We start from the raw sequence: 20,266 nt of genomic DNA on the forward strand, positions 1-20,266 counted from the left end.
GAACCTTACGGAGAGCCACTCAATCTTATCTCTCTCCTTGAGCCTTTTCAAGGCCATCTCCACGTCGAACTTCTCTATCGAGTGCATCAGCGCGTTGACGAACTTCGCCCGGCTGAAGTCGAAGCGCTCCTTAACGACCCTCACGACGGAGTCGGTAGCTATGGCGGGAGGAACCTTCCGGAAGTGGATTTCAAACGTCCCGATTCGGAGGAGATTGGCGAGGTAGGGGTCGAGGTCTTCAACCTTCGAACCCTTCAGCACGGAGTTGATGATGAAGTCTATCTTCCCCCTCCACTTCTCAATCTCGAAAACGTAGGCGTGAGCCAGTCCGCGAGCCTTCTCCATGTCCTTTCCGGCAACCTTCCGGAAGACCCGCTCAAGGGCGTGCTTGGAGGAGAGCTCGCGCTCCTCAACTAAGCTCAAAGCGTCCGCAACGACCTCCTGAAAGCTTACCCTGTAAAACAGCTCCATGCTCGGCCCTTCGCGGAGCGCTTTAAAAAGGTGGCGGTGAGGTTTATTAGTCCCGAGTGCAATTTCATAACGGTGGGAGCATGGAAGAGGTTGACAGGCTCGTCTTCAACTTTCCCCTGTTCAAAGACTACCGTGAGAAAGAGCGCTTCCTGAAGGTGATTGGACTGCTAGTAAGCCACCAGATAACGTTTGAGAAAGCCGCAGAGTTGCTCGATATGAGGTTAGATGAACTCGCGTTTCTCCTCGACAAGCTTGGCGTCGAATACTCTCTTCTCGATGAGGAGGAGGCGAGGCTTGAGCGTGAGAGCGCCCACTGGATTTTGAACAACCTGCGTGGTGAGTTGTCATGATTCTCGATACCGACTACATCACCGAGAACGGGAAGCCCGTGATAAGGGTCTTCAAGAAGGAGAACGGCGAGTTTAAAATCGAGTACGACAGAACCTTCGAGCCCTACTTCTACGCCCTCCTGAAGGACGATTCGGCGATAGAGGACGTTAAGAAAGTAACGGCAAAGAGGCACGGGACGGTTGTCAGGGTGAAGCGCGCCGAGAAGGTGCAGAAGAAGTTCCTCGGCAGGCCGATAGAGGTCTGGAAGCTCTATTTCACGCACCCCCAGGACGTCCCGGCGATTAGAGACAAGATACGCGCCCACCCCGCGGTTATCGACATCTACGAGTACGACATACCCTTCGCCAAGCGCTACCTCATCGACAAAGGCTTAATCCCGATGGAGGGCGACGAGGAACTCACGATGCTTGCCTTCGATATCGAGACACTCTACCACGAGGGCGAGGAGTTCGGAACCGGGCCGATTCTCATGATAAGCTACGCCGACGAGAACGGGGCAAGGGTCATAACCTGGAAGAAGATTGACCTTCCCTACGTTGACGTCGTCTCGACCGAGAAAGAGATGATTAAGCGCTTCCTCAGGATTGTTAAGGAGAAGGACCCTGACGTGCTCATTACATACAACGGCGACAACTTCGACTTCGCCTACCTGAAGAAGCGCTGTGAGGAACTCGGAGTAAAGTTCACACTCGGCAGGGACGGGAGCGAGCCAAAGATACAGCGCATGGGGGACAGGTTTGCCGTCGAGGTGAAGGGCAGGATTCACTTCGACCTCTATCCTGTTATAAGGCGCACGATAAATCTCCCGACCTACACCCTTGAGGCCGTTTACGAGGCCGTCTTTGGAAAGCCCAAGGAGAAGGTTTACGCCGAGGAGATAGCGCAGGCCTGGGAGAGCGGGGAGGGCCTTGAAAGGGTTGCAAGATACTCGATGGAGGACGCCAAAGTGACCTACGAGCTGGGAAGGGAGTTCTTCCCGATGGAGGCCCAGCTTTCTCGCCTTATAGGCCAGAGCCTCTGGGACGTCTCGCGCTCGAGCACCGGAAATTTGGTTGAGTGGTTTCTCCTGCGGAAGGCCTACGAGAGGAACGAGCTCGCCCCAAACAAGCCCGACGAGAAAGAACTTGCGAGGAGGAGGGAGAGCTACGCAGGTGGGTATGTTAAGGAACCAGAGAGGGGATTGTGGGACAATATCGTGTACTTAGACTTCAGGTGCCACCCAGCCGACACAAAGGTTGTAGTCAAGGGGAAGGGCATAATCAACATAAGCGAAGTACGAGAGGGGGATTACGTCCTTGGAATAGACGGCTGGCAGAAGGTCAAAAAAGTCTGGGAGTATGACTACGAGGGAGAACTCATCAATATAAATGGCTTAAAGTGTACCCCCAACCATAAGCTGCCAGTGGTGGGAAAGAACGAGAGACAAACTAGGATAAGGGACAGCCTTGCCAAGTCGTTCCTTACAAAGAAAGTTAAGGGCAGGTTAATAACCACATCACTCTTTGAAAAAATTGGAAGGATTGCGGGGCAGAATGTGTCCGAGGAGGAAGTGCTTAAGGGAGAACTTGCGGGGATAATCCTCGCAGAGGGCACGCTCATAAGGAAAGACGTGGAGTATTTTGACTCCTCAAGGGGCAAGAAGAGGATATCGCATCAATACAGGGTCGAGATAACCGTTGGGGAGCATGAGAATGAGTTTATAGGGAGAATAGTCTACATTTTCGAAAAACTTTTTGGTGTAACCCCCAGAATCACCAGGAAAGAAGGCACTAAGGCTGTAACTCTCAAAGTCGCCAAGAAAGAGGTCTACCTCAAGATTAGGGAACTCATGGACAACGTTGAGAACCTCCACGCTCCTTCCGTTCTGAGAGGCTTCTTTGAAGGCGACGGAACGGTCAACAGGGTTCGCAGGACGATAGTCGCAAACCAAGGCACTAACAACAAGTGGAAAATCGAAATCGTATCAAAGCTCTTAGAAAAACTCGAAATCCCTCACAGCAAGTACACTTACGAGTACACCGAAAGGGGGAAGAACCTGACGAGGTACATCATTGAAATTACAGGTAGGGATGGCCTTATACTGTTCCAAACGCTGGTGGGGTTCATAAGTACGGAAAAGAACCAGGCTCTTAGCGAGGCAATCAGGGGCAGGGAGATGAACCGCCTCGAAGACAACGTCTTTTACAGCCTCTCTGAGTTCAAAGCAACTAAAGAGTATTACAAGGGCAAAGTCTACGACCTAACCTTGGAGGGAACACCTTACTACTTCGCCAATGGCATACTGACACACAACTCGCTGTATCCTTCAATAATCATAACTCACAACGTCTCACCGGATACCCTCAACCGCGAGGACTGTAAAGAGTACGACGTCGCCCCCGAGGTTGGGCACCGCTTTTGTAAGGACTTCCCGGGATTCATACCGAGCCTCCTGGGAGATTTGCTCGAGGAGAGGCAGAAGATAAAGCGGAAGATGAAGGCAACGGTTGACCCGCTGGAAAGGAAACTCCTCGATTACAGGCAACGCGCTATCAAAATCCTCGCCAACAGCTTCTACGGCTACTACGGCTACGCAAAAGCGAGATGGTACTGCAGGGAGTGTGCCGAGAGCGTTACAGCCTGGGGAAGGGAGTACATAGAAACCACCATTCGCGAAATAGAGGAGAAGTTTGGCTTTAAAGTGCTCTACGCCGACAGCGTTACGGGCGAAACCGAAATCGTAATCAGAAGGAACGGGAAGGTTGAATTCGTGCCGATTGAAGAACTCTTCCAGCGCGTTGATTACAGGATTGGGGAGAAAGAATACTGCGTTCTTGAAGGCGTTGAGGCACTGACGCTGGACAATAGGGGCCGGCTTGTTTGGAGAAAAGTTCCCTATGTAATGAGGCACAGGACGGACAAGAGAATCTACCGCGTCTGGTTCACGAACTCGTGGTATCTCGACGTTACAGAGGACCACTCGTTAATAGGCTACCTGAACGCCAGCAAAGTGAAGCTCGGAAAGCCGCTGAAAGAGCGCCTCGTCGAGGTAAAGCCCGAGGAAATCGGCAAAGAAGTTAAATCACTCATCACACCAAACCAGCCGATTGCCAGGAGCATTAAGCCGACTCAAACCGCCGTTAGGCTGTGGGAGCTTATAGGGCTGTTGGTTGGCGATGGCAACTGGGGAGGGCATTCAAACTGGGCTAAATATTACGTTGGCCTTTCCCTAGGGATAGACAAGGAAGAAATAGAAGAGAAAATTCTGAAGCCTCTTAAAGAAGCTGGCATAATTTCCAACTACTACGATAAAAGCAAGAAGGGTGATGTTTCAATACTCTCAAAGTGGCTGGCAGGCTTTATGGTCAGGTACTTCAAAGATGAGAACGGAAACAAGAGAATCCCCAACTTCATGTTCAGCCTTCCCAGAGAGTACATAGAGGCGTTTCTGCGGGGACTGTTTTCAGCAGATGGAACGGTAAGCCTCCGCAGGGAAATCCCCGAGGTAAGACTGACGAGTGTTAATCCAGAACTCAGCGAGTCTGTAAGAAAGTTGCTGTGGCTCGTTGGCGTCTCCAATTCGATGTTCACTGAGACCAAGCCAAACCGCTACCTTGGAAAAGAAAGTGGAACTCACTCAATCTATGTCAGGATAAAGAACAAACACCGCTTCGCTGAGAGAATAGGCTTTGTTCTGGACAGAAAAGCCCTAAAACTTTCAGATAACTTAAGCGACTATACAACCAAGAAGGAAGCCTATCAGTATGGGTTTGACTTGGTGTATCCGCGGAAGATAGAGGAAATTCCCTACGAAGGCTACGTTTACGACATCGAGGTCGATGGGACGCACAGGTTCTTCGCAAACGGAATCCTGGTCCACAATACGGACGGTTTCTTTGCGACAATCCCCGGAGCAGACGCCGAGACCGTGAAGAAGAAGGCCAAGGAGTTCCTCAGGTACATCAACGCGAAACTGCCCGGCCTGCTCGAACTCGAGTACGAGGGCTTCTACGTGAGGGGGTTCTTCGTGACCAAGAAAAAGTACGCGGTGATAGACGAGGAGGGCAAGATAATCACGAGGGGCCTTGAGATTGTGAGGCGCGACTGGAGCGAGATAGCGAAGGAGACGCAGGCCAGGGTTCTTGAGGCTATACTCAAGCACGGTGACGTCGAGGAGGCCGTCAGGATAGTGAAGGAGGTCACCGAAAAGCTGAGCAAGTACGAAGTCCCGCCCGAGAAACTGGTAATCCACGAGCAGATAACGCGCGATTTGAGGGATTATAAGGCAACGGGTCCGCACGTTGCCGTTGCGAAGAGGCTCGCGGCGCGTGGAGTGAAAATCCGGCCCGGCACGGTGATAAGCTACATCGTCCTAAAGGGCTCGGGTAAGGTGGGTGAGAGAGCCATTCCCGCCGATGAGTTCGACCCGGCGAAGCACCGCTACGATGCGGAGTACTACATCGAGAACCAGGTTCTTCCGGCTGTGGAGAGGATTCTAAAGGCCTTTGGCTACCGGAAGGAGGATTTGCGCTATCAGCAGACGAAGCAGATTGGCTTGGGCGCGTGGCTGAAGGTGAAGAAGTAGCCGATTTCATTCTTTTTGTTTTTGCCATAGCAAGTGTTTTATTCCTTAATCCGAAATTTGTTAGTAGGTGGGACGATGGAAAACGTAGCTAGGAATATTGGGGCAAATGTAGAATGGCGCATTAAAATGGACAAGATTCGAGCCGAAGCCAGGGCAAACGTTGATGCGGTTCTCGATAGAGCCTTTGGGTATCTAAAAACCCCCAAGAGCTAGAGAGAGCTGGAGGCAGAACTCTATGAGGAGCTTTCTGGCGTGTAAGGGAACTACCTGTATGCCCGCTCCCTCCGCTCAATCTTGAAGATTACAACCCTGAAGTTCTCGTCATCTACCTCGTAAAGGATTCTAAACTGGCCTACACGAATTTTGTACGTATGCTCTTCACCCCGAATCTTTTTGTAAGGGTAGGAGAAAGGATTTCCAGAAAGACGGAGAATTATCTCTTTCAGCTTTCTTCTATGTGCGGGTTGCAGAGCCTTTACCTGCTTGGCGGCTTTCTTTGTAAAAACAACCTCGTACATTGGTCACTCCTCAAAAAGCTCCTCAAACCGGACGAACTCTCCCCTCTTAACTTCCTCGCGCATTTTTCTGAGCTCTTCTCTCTCCTTCTCCGTTATCTCTTCGTAGCCGAGGAAGTTGTCTATCTTGGCGTTGAGGGTGATGAGCAATCTCTCAATGCGCTCCAGTCTCTCGACAACCTCACTCATGTTCCCACCGACCATTATCTCAGCGGCTTCCCTTAAATACTTCCCGATTCAATCGCCTTCAAAACCTCCAGAATCCCCTCTACACGGGGCACCTCGAAGCCCCTCTCGTGGATTCTCCTCACGCCTTCGGCCTCTGGATTAATCCAGACCGCCCAGAGACCTACTTTTAGAGCTCCTTCAAAGTCCTCCGCCTTCGTGTCGCCGATGTGTATGGCCTCCTCAGGCTTCACGTTGAAGGTCTCCAACGGCTTTCTAAACATCTCTGGCAGGGGTTTGTAAGTGAGAACCTCGTCGGCGAAGAAGGTTTTGTCGATGTAGTTCATAAGCCCGAAGCGCTCGAGCAGAAGCCTCGTGTAGGAACCCGGCCAGAACATCACGTTGCCCGTGACGGTAACCTTCAAGCCCTTCCTCTTGACGCCCTCAAGAGCCTTTTTGGCTCCGGGGAGCACTATCTCCTCATCGACCCTGAGAACCGCCCTCGCCCCTGCTCTCTTCACCAGCTCGACGTCTATTCCGAGAAGCTCAGCAAGCATCCCCTGGCTCTCCTCCAAAGCTCGCCTCGGGTCACCTTCGCCTCTGGCGCGCATGGCCTTTATCCTCTCGCGCGTCAGCATTATTCCCTCTGCCACGTCGAGTATGCACGCCCCCATGAGCTTCGTCAGCTCCACCGTGAGAGCGTCGAGCATGACCTCTATGTCGAGGAGGGTGTTCCAGACGTCGAATGAGACGAGCTTCACCTTTATCACCGAAGGGAATTGGAGGGAGAACTTAAAAGTTCAGCGCTCTGAAAATGCGAGGTATCTGAGGCCCTCCATAAGTCCGGCTTCCCTAAGAACAGCCTTGAGGTTCCTAAACCTGGAGCGCATGACGAACAGCTCGTAGAAGCCCTCGAGGTTGCCCCAGTGTCCGTATGCGGAAAGCGCCAGATACATGACTTCCTTGGGCTTGAGCTTCCTCCCGAGGCTCTCGTTTAGCGCTTTAATGCCCGGCCTGACCCTGTCGAGCAGTCCCTCGCGCTCGATGAGGTGGAGCATCAGGTCCTCGACCGTTGGCTTTTTCCATTCTATCAGCCCGTCCTCGAAGGGCAGTCCAATAACGAGCGGAATTACTTTGGTTTTTCCGACGAGGTAGCCCCTCCCCGTAGTTTCATGCTCAAAGCCCGAGAGCTTCCCCGCTATCGAGGCGAGGGCGCTTTCCCTGCTCTCGTCTATGTCGATGGCAACGCCGAGCCTATCAACGCTGAAATCGAAGACCTCCATGGCTTTTAGAAAGTTTCCAAGGTTTCTAATCACCCCGGAGTTGCCCTCGCTCGGGATAACGGCGAGGTAAGCCCCGTCCGATTCCCGCCTGAGTAAGTCAAAGTTGTCGCGCTCAAAGACGCGCTCTATAAAGCGGAACTGGTACGGGGCCTTTCGGCTCTCCCTGAACTCGAAGAGCTTCTTGAAGACGGCCTTGAAGAACTTGGCGTCTGTTTTTCCCTCGACGAAGAGGACGCCCGCCCTGGCACTTTCCCCTGAGAAGCCCCCGCGGACGTCGAAGTCAAGGTATTTCCTCAGCTCGTAGGCTTCCTTGAGCGTTATGCTCCTCCCCGTGTCCGAGTAGATTAGAACGTTCTCCTCGCCCTTCCTAAAGCGGTTCGCTATCAGGTCTACCAGCTCCAGACTTGCCGTAACGATGGTCTCGTCGCCCTTCAGCGAGTTCACGAAGTTAATCAGCTCGTCGCGGTTCTTTTGGTACTCGGGAAAAAGGACGGCATTCTCATCGGCGAAGGCCTCCCAGCGCTTTCCGGTTACTACCCTCATTCACCTCACCATGTCGACCGCTATCGCGCCTATGACCGCGAAGGTGCTTATTATGACGGTTGCGTTGAAGTACTGGAGCGGGGAGAAGCGCGCTATGTAGTCTATGCCGAAGAGGTAGATTAAGAGAGCTGAAACGGCGTAGGAGATGAGGGCGACGGTTATGAGCCTCTTGGGGACGTGGAAGATTTCCTCGCGCTTCAGGTTTCCGAGCTGGGCCTTAGTGAGGAAGAGATAGGCCAATCCCATTGTCATGAGGAAGATTGCGAGCGAGCGCTCGACCGAGATGTCCTTTGCCACGTCCCAGACCTCGCCGGTGAAGATGAAGGGAAGCGCGAAGGTTATCGCTCCGACTATCTCCTGCGCTATGTCGTCCCAGCCGAGGGAGTCGGGCTTTCTCCCCTCCTCCAGCCTGGCAACCTGTCTCGTAAGTTCTTCAACACTCTTCCGGAGCTTCTCCAGTTCAACCACCTCGCGCTCAGGTTCGGGGTTCATCATCCCGTCAGCATTGGATTCACTCATCATCGCACCTATGGGAGTTCCGGGAAGGGTTAATAAACGTTGAGTGCCAACTGGGGCTTGGTGGGAGAGATGAGGTTTAGGGCGTTCTCAGTGGTCGTTGCGTTGCTCCTCCTCTTCGTTCCCCTGAGTAGCGCTTCAACAGCCGGGCAGTTCAACTCCGCCAACACCGTGATAGTCCTCCCCACGACGAAGGTTGTTAACGGAACGCCCGTCCACATAAACGAGGACGCGATAACCGGGTCAAGGCTCGGTGCCTTTCTCGTTCTTCAGGGTGTTAAGACCTTTACGTACAGGAAAACCGTCGTAATCCCGGTGGAGTACCACAGCGTTTTAATCCCCGACGATAACCAGACGTACTTCCTGACAGAGAGGGACATGCCCGACCTGGGACTCAACTTCTCGACGGAGCCTGTGGGCCGCTCCATAGTCCTCATGGTGAACTTCTCGAGGGTTCTCTACAACTCAACCCTTCATGCGGCCGAGTTCTTGGACAGGAGCGTTGAGATTGTCTTCAACGAGAACACAACTCCGCTCAACGTCACGGGCAACTACAAGGTGTTCTACAACACCGTTGATGGGAAGGACGTAATGTACCTCTACACGTACGCCCACTCCTCGGGAAACATGACGTCCATAGGCGGTGCGGTCTCGATGGGAGGCTGGACGATTAAGTTCCTTGACATCAACCTCAACCAGTCAGAGGCCTTGATAAGCCTCACGTATCCGAGCGGGATTAAAAAGCTCAAAACGATGAGCAAGGGGCACTACTACCTCATGTACGTCGACGCCCGCGGAAACGAGGACTTCGAGGAGTACACCGCGTATCCATCTGCGAGGGTTGAGGAACTGCTCAAGAACGGCAGCAGGGAGGTCTTTGTGTTCTCACCCACGGACTTCTTCATAGGCATCAACCAGGCGAAGACCGTAATCTACGAGTACTGGTTCTACTACAAGGCCCGCCAGTACGAGGACGGGCAGGTCTATAAAGGCCAGTGGGTCTGGGACATTGACCCCGAAAAGGGTCTTTACACCCTCTACCTTCACGTCCAGGCCAACAGCACGGAGTTCGGGCCGGTAATAGTTGGCACCGGCTCAAACCTCTCGATGCCCATCTCCTCTTGGAACCTCGTTCTTCAGCCCGTCTTCAACAGAACCCCGACGGGCGGGGTTATCGTCGGTGTTCTCGGCTACAGGTTCGTCAGAACGGAATTCGTCAGGAAGACCGTCTCAATAGAGGCCCAGAAAATCGTTGCAACGAACGACGTTTACAGCTTCATTGTAAACGACACGTCGCTCCGGTTCCTTCCATCGGACAAGAACGTGATAATAATAGGCGGTTGGGTCAGCAACAAGGCCTGGAGGCTCCTTGAGGAGGTCTACGGAAGCGGTGAGGTGGACAAGCTCAAGGCCCAGGTTCTCGAAAACGGCTACGTGGTTGCCGAGCTTAAGAACCCGTACAACCCCAACTTCTACGTGGTCGTCCTCGCGGGGAGAACCTATCGTCAAACTGCGGAGGCAGTCAAAATCTTTATGGAACAAATTCAAACTTGATTCCAGCCTTTTTGTTTGAACTCTCTCTTATTTAATCTCCCTCATGGAGGCTCATTTTTTCGATTTTATCCGTGAGTAACTCTCCCTTTGGACATTTAATAATTTTTTGGTGCAGTCCTATGTCTTCGAATTATATCCATAAAACGACGGGAAAGGTTATAAGTTGAGGGTGGTTTAGGGCAGTGGGGAGAGAAAGCGTTTTTGGGTGGTGCTTATGGCGGTTAAGGACTGTCCCGAGTGTCACGGAACCGGGAAGGTCAAGGTCGGCGAGAAGGAGTGCCCCGTCTGTGGGGGCTGGGGCTACGTTCCGGCCGATTTCAAGATAGGCGACAAGCTTAAAGGTTACAGAAACCTCGACCACCTCGGCGTTGAGGAGGAAGTTGATGAAATCCCCTGCCCGGAGTGCCACGGAAAGGGAACGGTTCCCGTTTACGACACGTGCCCAACCTGTGGAGGAACCGGCAAGGTGCTGGTCTGTGATATATGCGGTAAAATAAAGGGCCCGTGGGAGCCCGGAATGGACACGACGTGGGTCTGCCCGGACTGCTTGAGGAAGTACAAGGTCGTCTTCATCCTCGACAAGACCTGCGATTATGAAGACGTCGAAATCGGCGGTCTCTACAAGGGAACAATCGACAGGGTTGAACGCTTCGGAGTTTTCGTCAAGCTCAATCCCCACGTTGTCGGTCTGATAAAGAGGAAGGACCTCCTCGGCGGAAGGGAGTACATACCGGGCCAGGATATAATAGTCCAGGTTCTCGACGTCAGACCCGACAAGAGGGAGATAGACCTCATAGAATCGCCACAGAGGCACTACAAGACCGTCGTCGTCAAGAAGGAACTCCCCATAACGCCGATAGCGGAGCTCAACAAGGACATGGCCGGAAAGACCGTGAGGATACAGGGTAAGGTCACGCAGATACAGGTCACTGGAGGTCCAACGGTCTTCACGATAACCGACGGAACGGGAATAACCTGGGCGGCCGCCTTCGAGGCGCCGGGAGTTAGAGCGTACCCCAACATAAACGTCGGCGACATCGTCGAGGTCATAGGAAAGATAGCCTTCCACTCTGGTGAGATTCAGATTGAGGTCAGCGACATGGCGAGGCTCTGGGGGCCCGATGCGGCGAGGGTGAAGCAGCAGATAGAGGCCGAGCTCGACAAGCGCGCCCAGCCGAAGGACGTGGGCTTCCTAATCCAGAGCGAGGTCTTAGAGAAGCTCAAGCCGAAGATTATGAAGGCTGCCTTCATGATTAGGAGGGCCATCTTCGAGGGCAGGCCGATTCTCCTGAGGCATCACGCTGACACCGACGGCTACACCTCCGGTTTAGCTTTGGAATACGCGATAGTCCCGCTGATAGAGAGCATTTCTCCAGACCCCCAGGCTAGGTGGAAGCTCTTCAAGCGCAGACCGAGCAGGGCTCCCTTCTACGAGCTGGAAGACGTTCTCAAGGACATAATCTTCATGATTGAGGACCACGAGAAGTTCGGCGACCCCCTCCCGCTCGTCGTCATAGTGGACAACGGCGGAACGAGCGAGGACATTCCGGCCTACAAGAGAATAAGGGCCTACGGGGTTCCGATAGTGGTCATAGACCACCACGACCCGCGCGAGTGGGTGAGCGAGGACAAAGCTAAGGTCGATGAGTACGTCGATGTCCACGTCAATCCGCACCACGTCAAGCGCGGTTACTACGAACTAACCGCTGGAATGCTTGCCACAGAGGTGGCCCGCTTCGTCAACCCCGATGTTGAGGACAGGATAAAGCACCTGCCTGCCATCGCTGGAACAGGCGACAGGAGCAAGGCACCGGAGTTCTACCAGTACCTCGAGATTGCCAAGAAGGCGAAGGGCCTCACCGAGGAGGACCTGAAGAAGATTGCCGAGGTTATAGACCACGAGGCCTTCTACTGGAAGTTCATGGACGGGCACGGGATAATAGACGAGATTCTCCTCCTCACGGGGAACCTGCAGAGGCACCGCGAGCTGATAAACGCGATTTACCCGGAGGTCAAGGAGAAGCAGGAGAAAGCGCTGAAGGCATCGCTACCGCACGTCAAGAGCGTCGTCCTGCCGAACGGGATAAGGTTCAACACGATAGACGTCGAGCTGTTTGCCCCGAAGTTCAGCTATCCTTCTCCGGGCAAGCTGAGCGGCTTAATCCACGACCACTTCAAGGAGAAGTACGGTGAGGATTCCCCAATCTTAACCCTCGCCTACGGCCCGGACTTCGCCGTGGTTAGAGCGAGCGACGGAATGGCCGCCTACAACTTCGACCTCAACGCGATAATTCCGAGGCTCCAGGAGAGGCTCCCGTCGGCGGGAATCGAGGGCGGCGGCCACAGCTATGCAGGCTCGATAAAGTTCTTCGAGGGCATGCGCAAGGAAGTACTTGAGGAGTTTGCCAAAGAGGTTCTCAAGCTGAAGAGGGCTGAGTAACCACTCTTTCCAACTCTTCTCTAATTACAATCTTTTTCCTTTAAGTGAGAAAATCTTTTAAGGGTTGAACTCTGAATACAGAGTGTTCGGGGTGGTTGCATGAGGTTTGCAATAAGACTCAGACCTGAGAATGAACCCTACCGCGTCCCCTTCAGCAACCAGCACTACCTCCAGGGGCTGATTTACAGGAGAATCCAGCGCGTTAATCCCGACCTGAGCTTAAGCCTCCACAGCCCCAAGGTGCCCAAGCTATTCACTTACTCCCTCTTCATGGTCGAAAAGCGTGAGGTGGAGCGGAGAAGGCCCTACTTCCTTGGCTCTGGGAGGGCATACTTCTACTTCTCAACGGCGGTGCCGGAGATTGCCGAGGCATTCATCGGAGGACTGCTCCAGAGTCCGGAGGTCGAGCTGTGGGGGGAGAGGTTCAGGGTTGAGGAGGTCAGAGCCGTGGCGGAGCCTGAAAGGTTGAGCGGGCGGAAGTTCGTCACGCTGTCGCCGATAGCTGTGACGACGAAGAGATTTCAGTTTGGGAAGCTTAGAAGCTACGACTTGGGACCTGACGAGCCCGAGTTCTACGAGCTGATTAAGGAGAACCTCAGGGAGAAGTACCTCCACATCTTCGGCGCGAATCCGCCGGAGGATTTCGAGATGAAGGTCTTCAACGCCAAGCCCAAGCGCTTCGAGGTAAAGCCCGGGATATTTCAGATAGCCTGGCACCTCGTGTTCCGCGCGAAGGGCGACGAGGGCCTGTTGAAGGCCGGCTATCTGGCAGGCTTCGGGGAGAAGAACTCGATAGGGTTTGGAATGGTGAAGGCTGATGGAAGGAGAAGAACTTAGGTTCACGGGGAACTGGTTCATAGATGCAGGCATTTTGGGATTTGTTAATCTGATGGAGGAAGTTTACGGCTGGGATTTGGAGGAGCTTCAGAGACGCATCAAGAATGAGCTGGAGAAGGTTTATTACGGGTATTTTCCGTTAGCTTATTTCTACAATCTTGCAAGCGAACATGATAAAAGTGTAATAGCGGTTGCTACAGAAGAAATCGAGAACTTCCAAGGTGACAAACATAAATTGCTCGAACTGGTGTGGTGGAAATTCATAACCGGGATTTTTAAGGATAAATGGATTAAGAATAAACTCAAACAGATGCACAAAAAGGATGTCTTAGATAGGAATGGCAACCCCAAACCAGCATTCAATGATGAGACTTATTTGGAATACATTGAAACGAGGGAGAAACTGCTGGTAGAGGTTGCATGTGATAAGGATTGTCAAAATGCCCTTAAGTCAGCATTAAAGCTTAGAAAGGCCCCGTGCGAGAACAATACTCACAAACTTGAACTTGAACAGATTGAGCAACTTAAAAATCCTGAGTTATTGGAAGCATTACCAGAAAAATGCAGTAAGAAACTTCAGTATGCTCTTGAAGTTCATGCTAAGCTTAGGGAATATCTAATGTCTCAATGGTTCGCTCTAAGGGAAATTCCATACGGGTCAGTAGCCTTGGATGAGCTGAAACAAAAATCCCGCTACTTCAGAATACCGATTGATAGTGGTTTCTACAAGAACTTTATGTTCTTTAATAATAGCAGGGGGATATTCGAACAGCTTGAGGACTTTAGAAATATCATCGAAGGAAATGTCCAATACACAGAGTATCTTCAGAAAATTGACAAAACTCTGAGTAAATTCCTGCCTTCTGACTCGGAGTTTCCAAACGTTCATTATACCCCTATTAGAGTTGAACCATTGCTACGCCAAGTCCCGCATCTGTTTATATACCTCCTGAACTTTCTCAATGCATTCACATTCGTTAGTGGCGTTGGCAATGTGTTCTTTTACGGGAGCACCTTGGAGTTCACATACCATGTAAATAAGCGTCTGAAAGTTCTCGTAGCCCAAACTCGGGAAAAACAATCTATGTTTAGGATAACGTGGCAGGCTGTCATCGATACTATTCTAGAAGAAAAAGCTCAATGGAGTCTTGAAAATATGTATTTAATTAACTTTGCAGGGATTAATCAACAAAATCTTGTAGATGTTGAATACATCGGCATTCCAAAACTCCACGCTTCAATAACCCTCGACGACCAGATTAGGGATGCAATGAACACTTCACTGCCCGTTGGAGATTCAAAAGTCTGGCTCCTCGGCGAGTTCATAAAACAGAAGCCACTCTCCCCGCTGATTTCAAAACACCTTTGGAATGCAGTCAGGAAAAACAGTCCTCCATCTTGGAGAGCCAGCCTCTACGCTCTGGCCGTTGATGCAAAGTTGAAACGTGAGGAGAACCCAGTCCTGTTTGGTCGGGATTTCTTTGACCGTCCAAAGAGGGCGGCGGTTGAGGTTAAGGACTTCTACAGAGACATGAACAGCGTTGCTGTGGTAATTAGGGAACTTTCGCCCGAAATCGGTGGGAGGAATCTAATTTACACTCTGTTTTCAGCATTGAGGAGGCACAACAGAAACGCCTTTGTCAATACGCTCCTCAAGGCGCTCCTCCAGGTTAAGAGCAAAGACAAAGTGGCCATAATCAACTCCTACCTCTTCAGGCGGATTTTAAACAACGATTCCTCCTGGGAGAATTTTGCCCTCGCGCTCATAGTCGGTCTTGTTGGAGGCGGTGGGGATGGTAGTTCAGAACAGGACATTGTGGAAGATTAAAAGTCTGAGTAGAGAAGTCCTCGGCGGGGCTGGTTCTGAAAACTACCGGCAGAAGCTCGTCTTTGACCTGCTGAACGCCGTCAAGGCAAACGACCAGGACAGATTCCTGTGGATTCTCCTGAGGGCTCTTAACGCCCATTCCAAGGACAACCACAAGGCTAAGGAACTTGCTTCCGTGCTTATGGATGTCTTTCCTTCTTCGGAGTCTGACTTTGAGAAAGTTGCCTACTCCGTAATACTCGGCATAATGGCTGGAGGTGAAAGCTGATGGCAAGATTTTTGGTTATGGATGTTGTCTTTTACGGAAGTTCCCTTAACTACGACCAAGGGAGCGGGAACTATCAGGAGCTGAAGAAGATAACCCGCTGGGACGGGAGGCAGTACACGCTGGTGAGCAGGTATGCGCTGAGATACAGCATGCTCAATGATAGTGAAGTCTTTAAGCAAGATGAACTCGCGCCTGGAGCAGTGTTTATCAAGGAGAGTGATAAAAGTAAAGGAGATGTCTTCAATCCCAAGCCTGATGTCCTATTCACTGGAGAGATACTTAAGTATCCTGAGTTCGACCTCTTTGGATATCTCGTTACAAAGTCAGAGCCAACTCAGTCAAGAACAGCCCCTGTCAGGATAAGCCATGCGGTTTCAATGACACCGTTCTACTATGACTCCCACTTCAACGGAAACCACTGGATAGCTCAGAGAGCCCTAAAAGCTGGCCTCACCACAAAGCTTGAACCAAACCTATTCACGGCTGAAGAGCACTACTCCTATTACATCTACACCGTTGTGGTAGATGTTGACCAAGTGGGAAGGTTCTCAGTGTTCACGACGAAGATAGACAATGTTAAAACAGTCCTCGATAACCTAAAAGCCGAGGGCAAAAATGCAAAGAAGGTTACAGAGTACAAAGGGCTCATCGAAAATGACAGCAAGAACAAAAAGAAGGGCAAGAATGAAAGTAAAGGAGGTACTCCAACTACAGAGCTGGTCCTAATCTCCAAGGATGGAAAAATTGAGATTGGAAACGTTCATCTGGAGGAGCTTAGGATAATACCAATACTTGACCCAACGAGCAACAAGGAGGGGGTTAAGCTCTACGAAATTCAGTTTGACCTAGGTGAAGAAGCAAGGAGAGAACGGATTCTCAAACTTATAGAGGCAGTCTTGAACCTCAAGAGGAAAATAAAGGGACGCACTGAGTTCCTCACTCCAAAACTTCTGATTCTCGGAGTCTACAATAACAAACCCTACCAGACGTTTAAGGACAGGATTCAGCTCCTCGACGAGTACAGCGAAGAGGAGTACGACGAAATAGAGGAACGCGAGGAAGACGGGAAGAAAGTTGTTAGGATAAGGCACGTTGTCTCAAAGAACCGGAAACCAGTATTTCTGGTGGCAGGTCTTTCGGAGGGCATCGATATTGCTGAGCTAGATGAGTCTAAGGTCCTGTCTACTGTTGAAAAGCTCTTCAACGCTGGGAAAGGGCTCTCAGAGGTGAAGGTCTTCAAAGACCCGAGCGTAGAAGTGAGGCTCAAGTGATGGCTATGGCCGAGAAAACCCTCCTCATTGAACTCTTCCAGCCCTTTGCCCAGTATCGCAACTCGTTTACCTTTTATTACGCCCAGACCTACCCGTTACCACCGAAGTCCACGATAATCGGTATGTTCCAGAACGCACTAAACGACTGGTACGGCAACGGGAAGGGAATCGATGAGTGGTGGAACCTCCAAGTCAGCATTCATGGTGGCTTCGAGAGCGTCTTCTGGAACTATCAACAGCTGATAAAGGCCACGAAAACGGAAATAGCACTGGTTCGCTTTAGGGGTCGGCCTGCACTGTGGAACCAAAATCTGCCGCTCTATGGTTTTCCAGTGACTTCTCAAAGAAGCCCGGTCCTCCAGCAGGAGCTTTTCAACGGCTGGCTTTACATACTCCTTAGAGGGAAGGAAAAGTTCCTTAGCGAAATCAAGGAGGCCCTTGAGAAACCCAGAAAGGTTATATCCCTCGGGAGAAGCGAGGACGTTGTCTTTCTAAGAAGAGTAGAGTTCATTGAGGGGGAAGAAAAGAAAGCGCGGGAGATTGCGATTAAATACCCAACTTACGTTAGCGTGCCAATTGAAATGCTGAGGAAAAAAGAATATCCAACGTATTCAATCCCAATCCGTGTCGTCTTCAAAAACAATGGAAAACCAGTAAAGCACAAGGCAGAGATAGGCACCGAGACTTTTAGGGACGTGGATTTCAGGTCAGTGATTTACGTTGGTGCCTGGACATTCTTGAAATTCAGTAATAAGGTTCGCTTCGAGGAGTATTCCTTTGATGGGGTTCAGCTCAAAGTGGTAGCTGATGAAAAGGCGAGCGGGTGGTTGTGATGCCCCAGATGAGTATTGAGGAATTTCTCAGAGAGGGTAACGACACCACGAAGGCTTCTCTGTTGTCCTTTCTCAGGGCAAAGAGCGGGGAAAATAACGCCTTGCTCATTGACCACGTGAAATCTGCGCTGGAAAGATGTGTTGAACTCTACAAATTCATCGAGAACCTGAACGGAACTGTGACTTACCTGCCCCTTCGGAATTCCAAGGAGCGTTTTGAACTCTTTAAGGGCCTCGCGAAGGCGATAATCATCCACGACCTTGGCAAGATAACCCTCGACTTCCAGAGGAGGCTTTATGGCAAAGGGAAGTTTCCCGAGAAGCTTGCGGAATATCTCAAGGGAAGCGAGGGTATAAGAGCTCGTCATGAAATTCTGTCGGTTCTTTGGAGTGCGGGATTGCTAGGTAACTCCGAGCAGGATGCAAAAATCCGAACCGCGGTTCTGCTCCACCACTACAACGAGTTTTTCTCAGAGGACAAAGAGTTCTCCCACATAGTTGAGCTATATCCTGATGATGTAGAGAAGCATCTGAGTTTTCTGGTTTCAAAGAGGGAAATCATTGAGGAATTCCTCAGGGAGTACCTCAGGGTCATAGATAGCGAATTCAAAGCGGAGGACTTCATCAAAAAGGCCGTGGCGGAGATAACGATTGATTTCTCCCGCATAGAGACAATTAAAGAGAAGGTAGCGAACTGGAACGACGACCTATCTGAGGAAGTTTTGCTTTACAATCCAGAAGGTTTCGACGTTGATTTCCTTGTGTTCCTCGGCATGCTAAGGAGATGCGACTATTCATCAAGTGGAGATTTCGAGATTGAGAAGTCGCTTAATCTCTTAGAAGTCTTCAATGATGTTAATGAACAGATAAGAAGGAAGATTCTAGAAAAGCTGAGAAACCAGAAAGTTGATTTTGGTGGCCTCTGGCAGGAGGAGCTTTTATCCAAAAAGGATTCGGACTATCTTGTTGTCGTTGCACCCACGGGCTCCGGGAAGACAGAACTTGGAATCCTGTGGGCGAGGAAAAGGGGCAAGTTGCTCTACACCCTTCCGCTCAGGGTGGCCCTAAACGACCTTTACAAACGACTATCAGAGGAGTACTTCGATAAGGATTTGGTTGGCCTGCTTCATTCGACGGCATTCATAGAGTATGTGGAAGGTTCCGGAAGTGACATCGAAGTTGAGAAAAAGGTAAACGCCGCGGGCCTGCTTGCGATGCCCGTTATGCTCTCAACTCCTGACCAAGTCTTCCTTACGGGACTCAACTACTACGGAGCCGACAAGGTGATTTCAGTTTATCCTGAATCGGCGATAGTCGTTGATGAAGTTCAGGCGTACACACCTGAGATGGCGGCGGTCTTTCTGAAAACGCTTCAGCTCATAAAAAATGCCGGTGGAAAGGTGCTCGTGATTACAGCGACTTTGCCGCCCCATATGGAGCATTTCCTCAGGGAGGATGGGTTTAAAATCGTTGATGTCCTTGAGGAGTCAAAGAGACACGGACTTAATGTCAAGAACCTTCGCCTGAAACGGCATCTCGTAAAGCTCATAGAAGGAAATCTTTTCAAGTACACCAATGACGGACTTAAATTTGAAGGCCTTGAAAAAGTCCTCTCAGCAATCGAAGAGTTTGAAAAACAGGGCTTTAAGAGTATCATGGTGGTTCTTAACAACGTGAAAAAGGCAATAGAAGCCTACAAACTCATATCTAAGCAGGGCAATGGCTGGGAGGTTTACCTCCTCCATTCACGCCTGCCTGAAAGAAAGAAGGCAGAGGTTATCCTTAAAGTTAAGTCAGGTCTTAAAGAAGGCAAGAAGGTGGTTCTTATAGCAACTCAGGTCGTCGAGGCTTCAGTAGATCTTGACTTCGATGCTATGATAACAGAAATTTCACCAATTGACAGCCAAGTTCAGAGATGGGGCAGAGTTTATAGAAACAGGGAAACAGATTACGCAGGTGCCCCAAACATTGTCGTGTTCTCTGGCATTGACCAGAGAACAAGGGCGGTGTACGGAGGGAAAATCGGCGATAAGGTGCTTCAGAAGACTGCGGAAGTTATTGGCACACTCGAAGGCAGACCCCTCAGCTATGAGGACGAGAGGAACGCCATAGAAAAGGTCTATCGGGGCGAAATCCTTGAAGCGTACAGGAAACAAGTTGAGGAACTCCTGACAAAGCTCGACTACTTCACTCTCGAAAAGAAGAGCGAAGCTCAGCGTGTTTTCCGCCAGATGGCTGGAATGTACTTCGTCGTGCCCGCGCTGATGGTGGAGTACGGTTACAACGAAACCGTGAAGAAGTTTGGGGAGTTACTGAGTGACCCCAAGAACTTCAGGCTCAGTTGGAATGATATTACGCAGAGGCTCTCTCAAGAACTTGGACGTGAGGTCAGCAAATGGGACCTCAGAAAAATACTTCAGGAATTTTCGGTTAACATTCCAATTTGGTTAATTTTGGATAATAAGAACTTTGACCTTCAGCACGCTCTCCACAACACGTTCAAGGGTTATCCAGTGATTCTGACTTGGGGCAAGGATAAAGCTGAGCAACTTTGGGAATACGGTGTTGATGAAGTGGTTGGTAAAGGTAAAGACCTCGATGACTTGGAGGACATCCTATGAATTACAGTCCAAACTGTAACAGTAAAGACTGTAACGATAATTACAACTCAAACTGCAATTCCCCTCAGGGATACTCCCTCACAGACCTCCTCATCACCGGCACGGAGATAAACTACCTCTTCATCTGCCCGACGAAGCTCTGGTATTTCGCAAGGGGCATTACAATGGAGCAGGAGAGCGATTGGGTTGATTTGGGGAAATTCATA

The 20,266-nt window shown here is 50.8% G+C and carries 18 protein-coding genes; 12 read left to right on the top strand and 6 right to left on the bottom strand.

Features of this window, described 5'->3' with window-relative positions; genetic code table 11:
• A partial coding sequence (locus MVK46_RS10460) for a transcription antitermination factor NusB (protein WP_297536693.1) occupies positions 1 to 471 on the bottom strand: 471 nt, incomplete at its 3' end.
• Positions 472 to 551: 80 nt separating this feature from the next.
• Between MVK46_RS10460 and MVK46_RS10465 the strand changes: the two genes are divergently transcribed.
• The 3 genes from MVK46_RS10465 (at position 552) to MVK46_RS10475 (ending at position 5,599) form a co-directional block, all read left to right on the top strand.
• Positions 552 to 821 (top strand): SIMPL domain-containing protein, encoded by a 270-nt coding sequence (locus MVK46_RS10465; protein ID WP_297536695.1) that lies wholly within the window; start codon positions 552 to 554, stop codon positions 819 to 821.
• Positions 818 to 5,386 (top strand): DNA polymerase domain-containing protein, encoded by a 4,569-nt coding sequence (locus MVK46_RS10470; protein ID WP_297536697.1) that lies wholly within the window; start codon positions 818 to 820, stop codon positions 5,384 to 5,386. Before MVK46_RS10465 ends, MVK46_RS10470 begins: the two co-directional genes overlap by 4 nt.
• Positions 5,387 to 5,461: 75 nt before the next feature.
• Entirely contained in the window at positions 5,462 to 5,599 is a 138-nt protein-coding gene (locus tag MVK46_RS10475) for a hypothetical protein (protein ID WP_297536699.1), read from the top strand.
• A 50-nt stretch (positions 5,600 to 5,649) separates the two neighbouring features.
• Here MVK46_RS10475 and MVK46_RS10480 read toward each other — a convergent pair whose 3' ends face one another.
• The 5 genes from MVK46_RS10480 to MVK46_RS10500 are packed head-to-tail and all read right to left on the bottom strand — an operon-like array spanning position 5,650 to position 8,411.
• Positions 5,650 to 5,904 carry a type II toxin-antitoxin system RelE/ParE family toxin gene (locus MVK46_RS10480; protein ID WP_297536701.1) on the bottom strand — a complete coding sequence of 85 codons (255 nt, stop codon included), beginning with the start codon at positions 5,902 to 5,904 and terminating at the stop codon, positions 5,650 to 5,652.
• 3 nt (positions 5,905 to 5,907) lie between these two features.
• Positions 5,908 to 6,090: a hypothetical protein gene (locus MVK46_RS10485; protein WP_297536703.1), complete on the bottom strand. Its 183-nt coding sequence runs from the start codon at positions 6,088 to 6,090 to the stop codon at positions 5,908 to 5,910.
• 32 nt (positions 6,091 to 6,122) lie between these two features.
• Positions 6,123 to 6,827, bottom strand: coding sequence for an HAD family hydrolase (locus MVK46_RS10490; protein ID WP_297536705.1), 705 nt, complete (start codon positions 6,825 to 6,827; stop codon positions 6,123 to 6,125).
• 39 nt (positions 6,828 to 6,866) lie between these two features.
• Complete coding sequence (locus tag MVK46_RS10495) at positions 6,867 to 7,892, bottom strand: DUF3226 domain-containing protein (RefSeq protein ID WP_297536707.1); 1,026 nt, start codon at positions 7,890 to 7,892, stop codon at positions 6,867 to 6,869.
• Positions 7,893 to 8,411, bottom strand: coding sequence for a DUF2391 family protein (locus MVK46_RS10500; RefSeq protein ID WP_297536709.1), 519 nt, complete (start codon positions 8,409 to 8,411; stop codon positions 7,893 to 7,895).
• A 69-nt stretch (positions 8,412 to 8,480) separates the two neighbouring features.
• On the opposite strand from MVK46_RS10500, the gene MVK46_RS10505 reads away from it, so the two are divergent.
• The 9 genes from MVK46_RS10505 to MVK46_RS10545 form a co-directional block, all read left to right on the top strand.
• Complete coding sequence (locus MVK46_RS10505) at positions 8,481 to 9,962, top strand: S-layer protein (RefSeq protein WP_297536711.1); 1,482 nt, start codon at positions 8,481 to 8,483, stop codon at positions 9,960 to 9,962.
• 214 nt (positions 9,963 to 10,176) lie between these two features.
• Positions 10,177 to 12,402 (top strand): DHH family phosphoesterase, encoded by a 2,226-nt coding sequence (locus MVK46_RS10510; RefSeq protein WP_297536726.1) that lies wholly within the window; start codon positions 10,177 to 10,179, stop codon positions 12,400 to 12,402.
• Between the two features lie 99 nt (positions 12,403 to 12,501).
• The gene (gene cas6, locus MVK46_RS10515) at positions 12,502 to 13,239 is read left to right on the top strand and encodes a CRISPR-associated endoribonuclease Cas6 (protein ID WP_297536713.1); all 738 of its coding nucleotides are present in this window, start codon (positions 12,502 to 12,504) and stop codon (positions 13,237 to 13,239) included.
• A complete protein-coding gene (locus tag MVK46_RS10520) occupies positions 13,220 to 15,067 on the top strand; it encodes a hypothetical protein (RefSeq protein WP_297536714.1) in 1,848 nt (615 codons plus the stop codon). The genes cas6 and MVK46_RS10520 overlap by 20 nt, the downstream gene beginning before the upstream one ends.
• Complete coding sequence (locus MVK46_RS10525; protein WP_297536716.1) at positions 15,033 to 15,335, top strand: hypothetical protein; 303 nt, start codon at positions 15,033 to 15,035, stop codon at positions 15,333 to 15,335. The genes MVK46_RS10520 and MVK46_RS10525 overlap by 35 nt, the downstream gene beginning before the upstream one ends.
• The gene (gene cas7i, locus MVK46_RS10530; RefSeq protein ID WP_297536718.1) at positions 15,335 to 16,606 is read left to right on the top strand and encodes a type I-B CRISPR-associated protein Cas7/Cst2/DevR; all 1,272 of its coding nucleotides are present in this window, start codon (positions 15,335 to 15,337) and stop codon (positions 16,604 to 16,606) included. The genes MVK46_RS10525 and cas7i overlap by 1 nt, the downstream gene beginning before the upstream one ends.
• Before the next feature lie 5 nt (positions 16,607 to 16,611).
• A complete protein-coding gene (cas5b, locus tag MVK46_RS10535; RefSeq protein WP_297536720.1) occupies positions 16,612 to 17,439 on the top strand; it encodes a type I-B CRISPR-associated protein Cas5b in 828 nt (275 codons plus the stop codon).
• Positions 17,439 to 20,060 (top strand): CRISPR-associated helicase Cas3', encoded by a 2,622-nt coding sequence (gene cas3 / locus MVK46_RS10540; protein ID WP_297536722.1) that lies wholly within the window; start codon positions 17,439 to 17,441, stop codon positions 20,058 to 20,060. Before cas5b ends, cas3 begins: the two co-directional genes overlap by 1 nt.
• The coding region (locus MVK46_RS10545) for a Dna2/Cas4 domain-containing protein (RefSeq protein ID WP_297536724.1) at positions 20,057 to 20,266 on the top strand (210 nt) is incomplete at its 3' end. The genes cas3 and MVK46_RS10545, both read left to right, overlap by 4 nt.

Source organism: Thermococcus sp. (assembly GCF_027066465.1).
GTDB lineage: Archaea > Methanobacteriota_B > Thermococci > Thermococcales > Thermococcaceae > Thermococcus.

Excerpts from the sequence above, each read along its gene's own strand:
- MVK46_RS10470 (WP_297536697.1), top strand. The coding sequence starts at position 818 with ATGATTCTCGATACCGACTACATCACCGAGAACGGGAAGCCCGTGATA.
- MVK46_RS10520 (WP_297536714.1), top strand. The coding sequence starts at position 13,220 with ATGGAAGGAGAAGAACTTAGGTTCACGGGGAACTGGTTCATAGATGCA.
- cas7i (WP_297536718.1), top strand. The coding sequence starts at position 15,335 with ATGGCAAGATTTTTGGTTATGGATGTTGTCTTTTACGGAAGTTCCCTT.
- MVK46_RS10485 (WP_297536703.1), bottom strand. The coding sequence starts at position 6,090 with ATGAGTGAGGTTGTCGAGAGACTGGAGCGCATTGAGAGATTGCTCATC.
- MVK46_RS10500 (WP_297536709.1), bottom strand. The coding sequence starts at position 8,411 with ATGAGTGAATCCAATGCTGACGGGATGATGAACCCCGAACCTGAGCGC.
- MVK46_RS10525 (WP_297536716.1), top strand. The coding sequence starts at position 15,033 with ATGGTAGTTCAGAACAGGACATTGTGGAAGATTAAAAGTCTGAGTAGA.
- cas6 (WP_297536713.1), top strand. The coding sequence starts at position 12,502 with ATGAGGTTTGCAATAAGACTCAGACCTGAGAATGAACCCTACCGCGTC.
- MVK46_RS10475 (WP_297536699.1), top strand. The coding sequence starts at position 5,462 with ATGGAAAACGTAGCTAGGAATATTGGGGCAAATGTAGAATGGCGCATT.
- MVK46_RS10465 (WP_297536695.1), top strand. The coding sequence starts at position 552 with ATGGAAGAGGTTGACAGGCTCGTCTTCAACTTTCCCCTGTTCAAAGAC.
- MVK46_RS10510 (WP_297536726.1), top strand. The coding sequence starts at position 10,177 with ATGGCGGTTAAGGACTGTCCCGAGTGTCACGGAACCGGGAAGGTCAAG.
- cas3 (WP_297536722.1), top strand. The coding sequence starts at position 17,439 with ATGCCCCAGATGAGTATTGAGGAATTTCTCAGAGAGGGTAACGACACC.
- cas5b (WP_297536720.1), top strand. The coding sequence starts at position 16,612 with ATGGCCGAGAAAACCCTCCTCATTGAACTCTTCCAGCCCTTTGCCCAG.
- MVK46_RS10505 (WP_297536711.1), top strand. The coding sequence starts at position 8,481 with ATGAGGTTTAGGGCGTTCTCAGTGGTCGTTGCGTTGCTCCTCCTCTTC.
- MVK46_RS10480 (WP_297536701.1), bottom strand. The coding sequence starts at position 5,904 with ATGTACGAGGTTGTTTTTACAAAGAAAGCCGCCAAGCAGGTAAAGGCT.
- MVK46_RS10495 (WP_297536707.1), bottom strand. The coding sequence starts at position 7,892 with ATGAGGGTAGTAACCGGAAAGCGCTGGGAGGCCTTCGCCGATGAGAAT.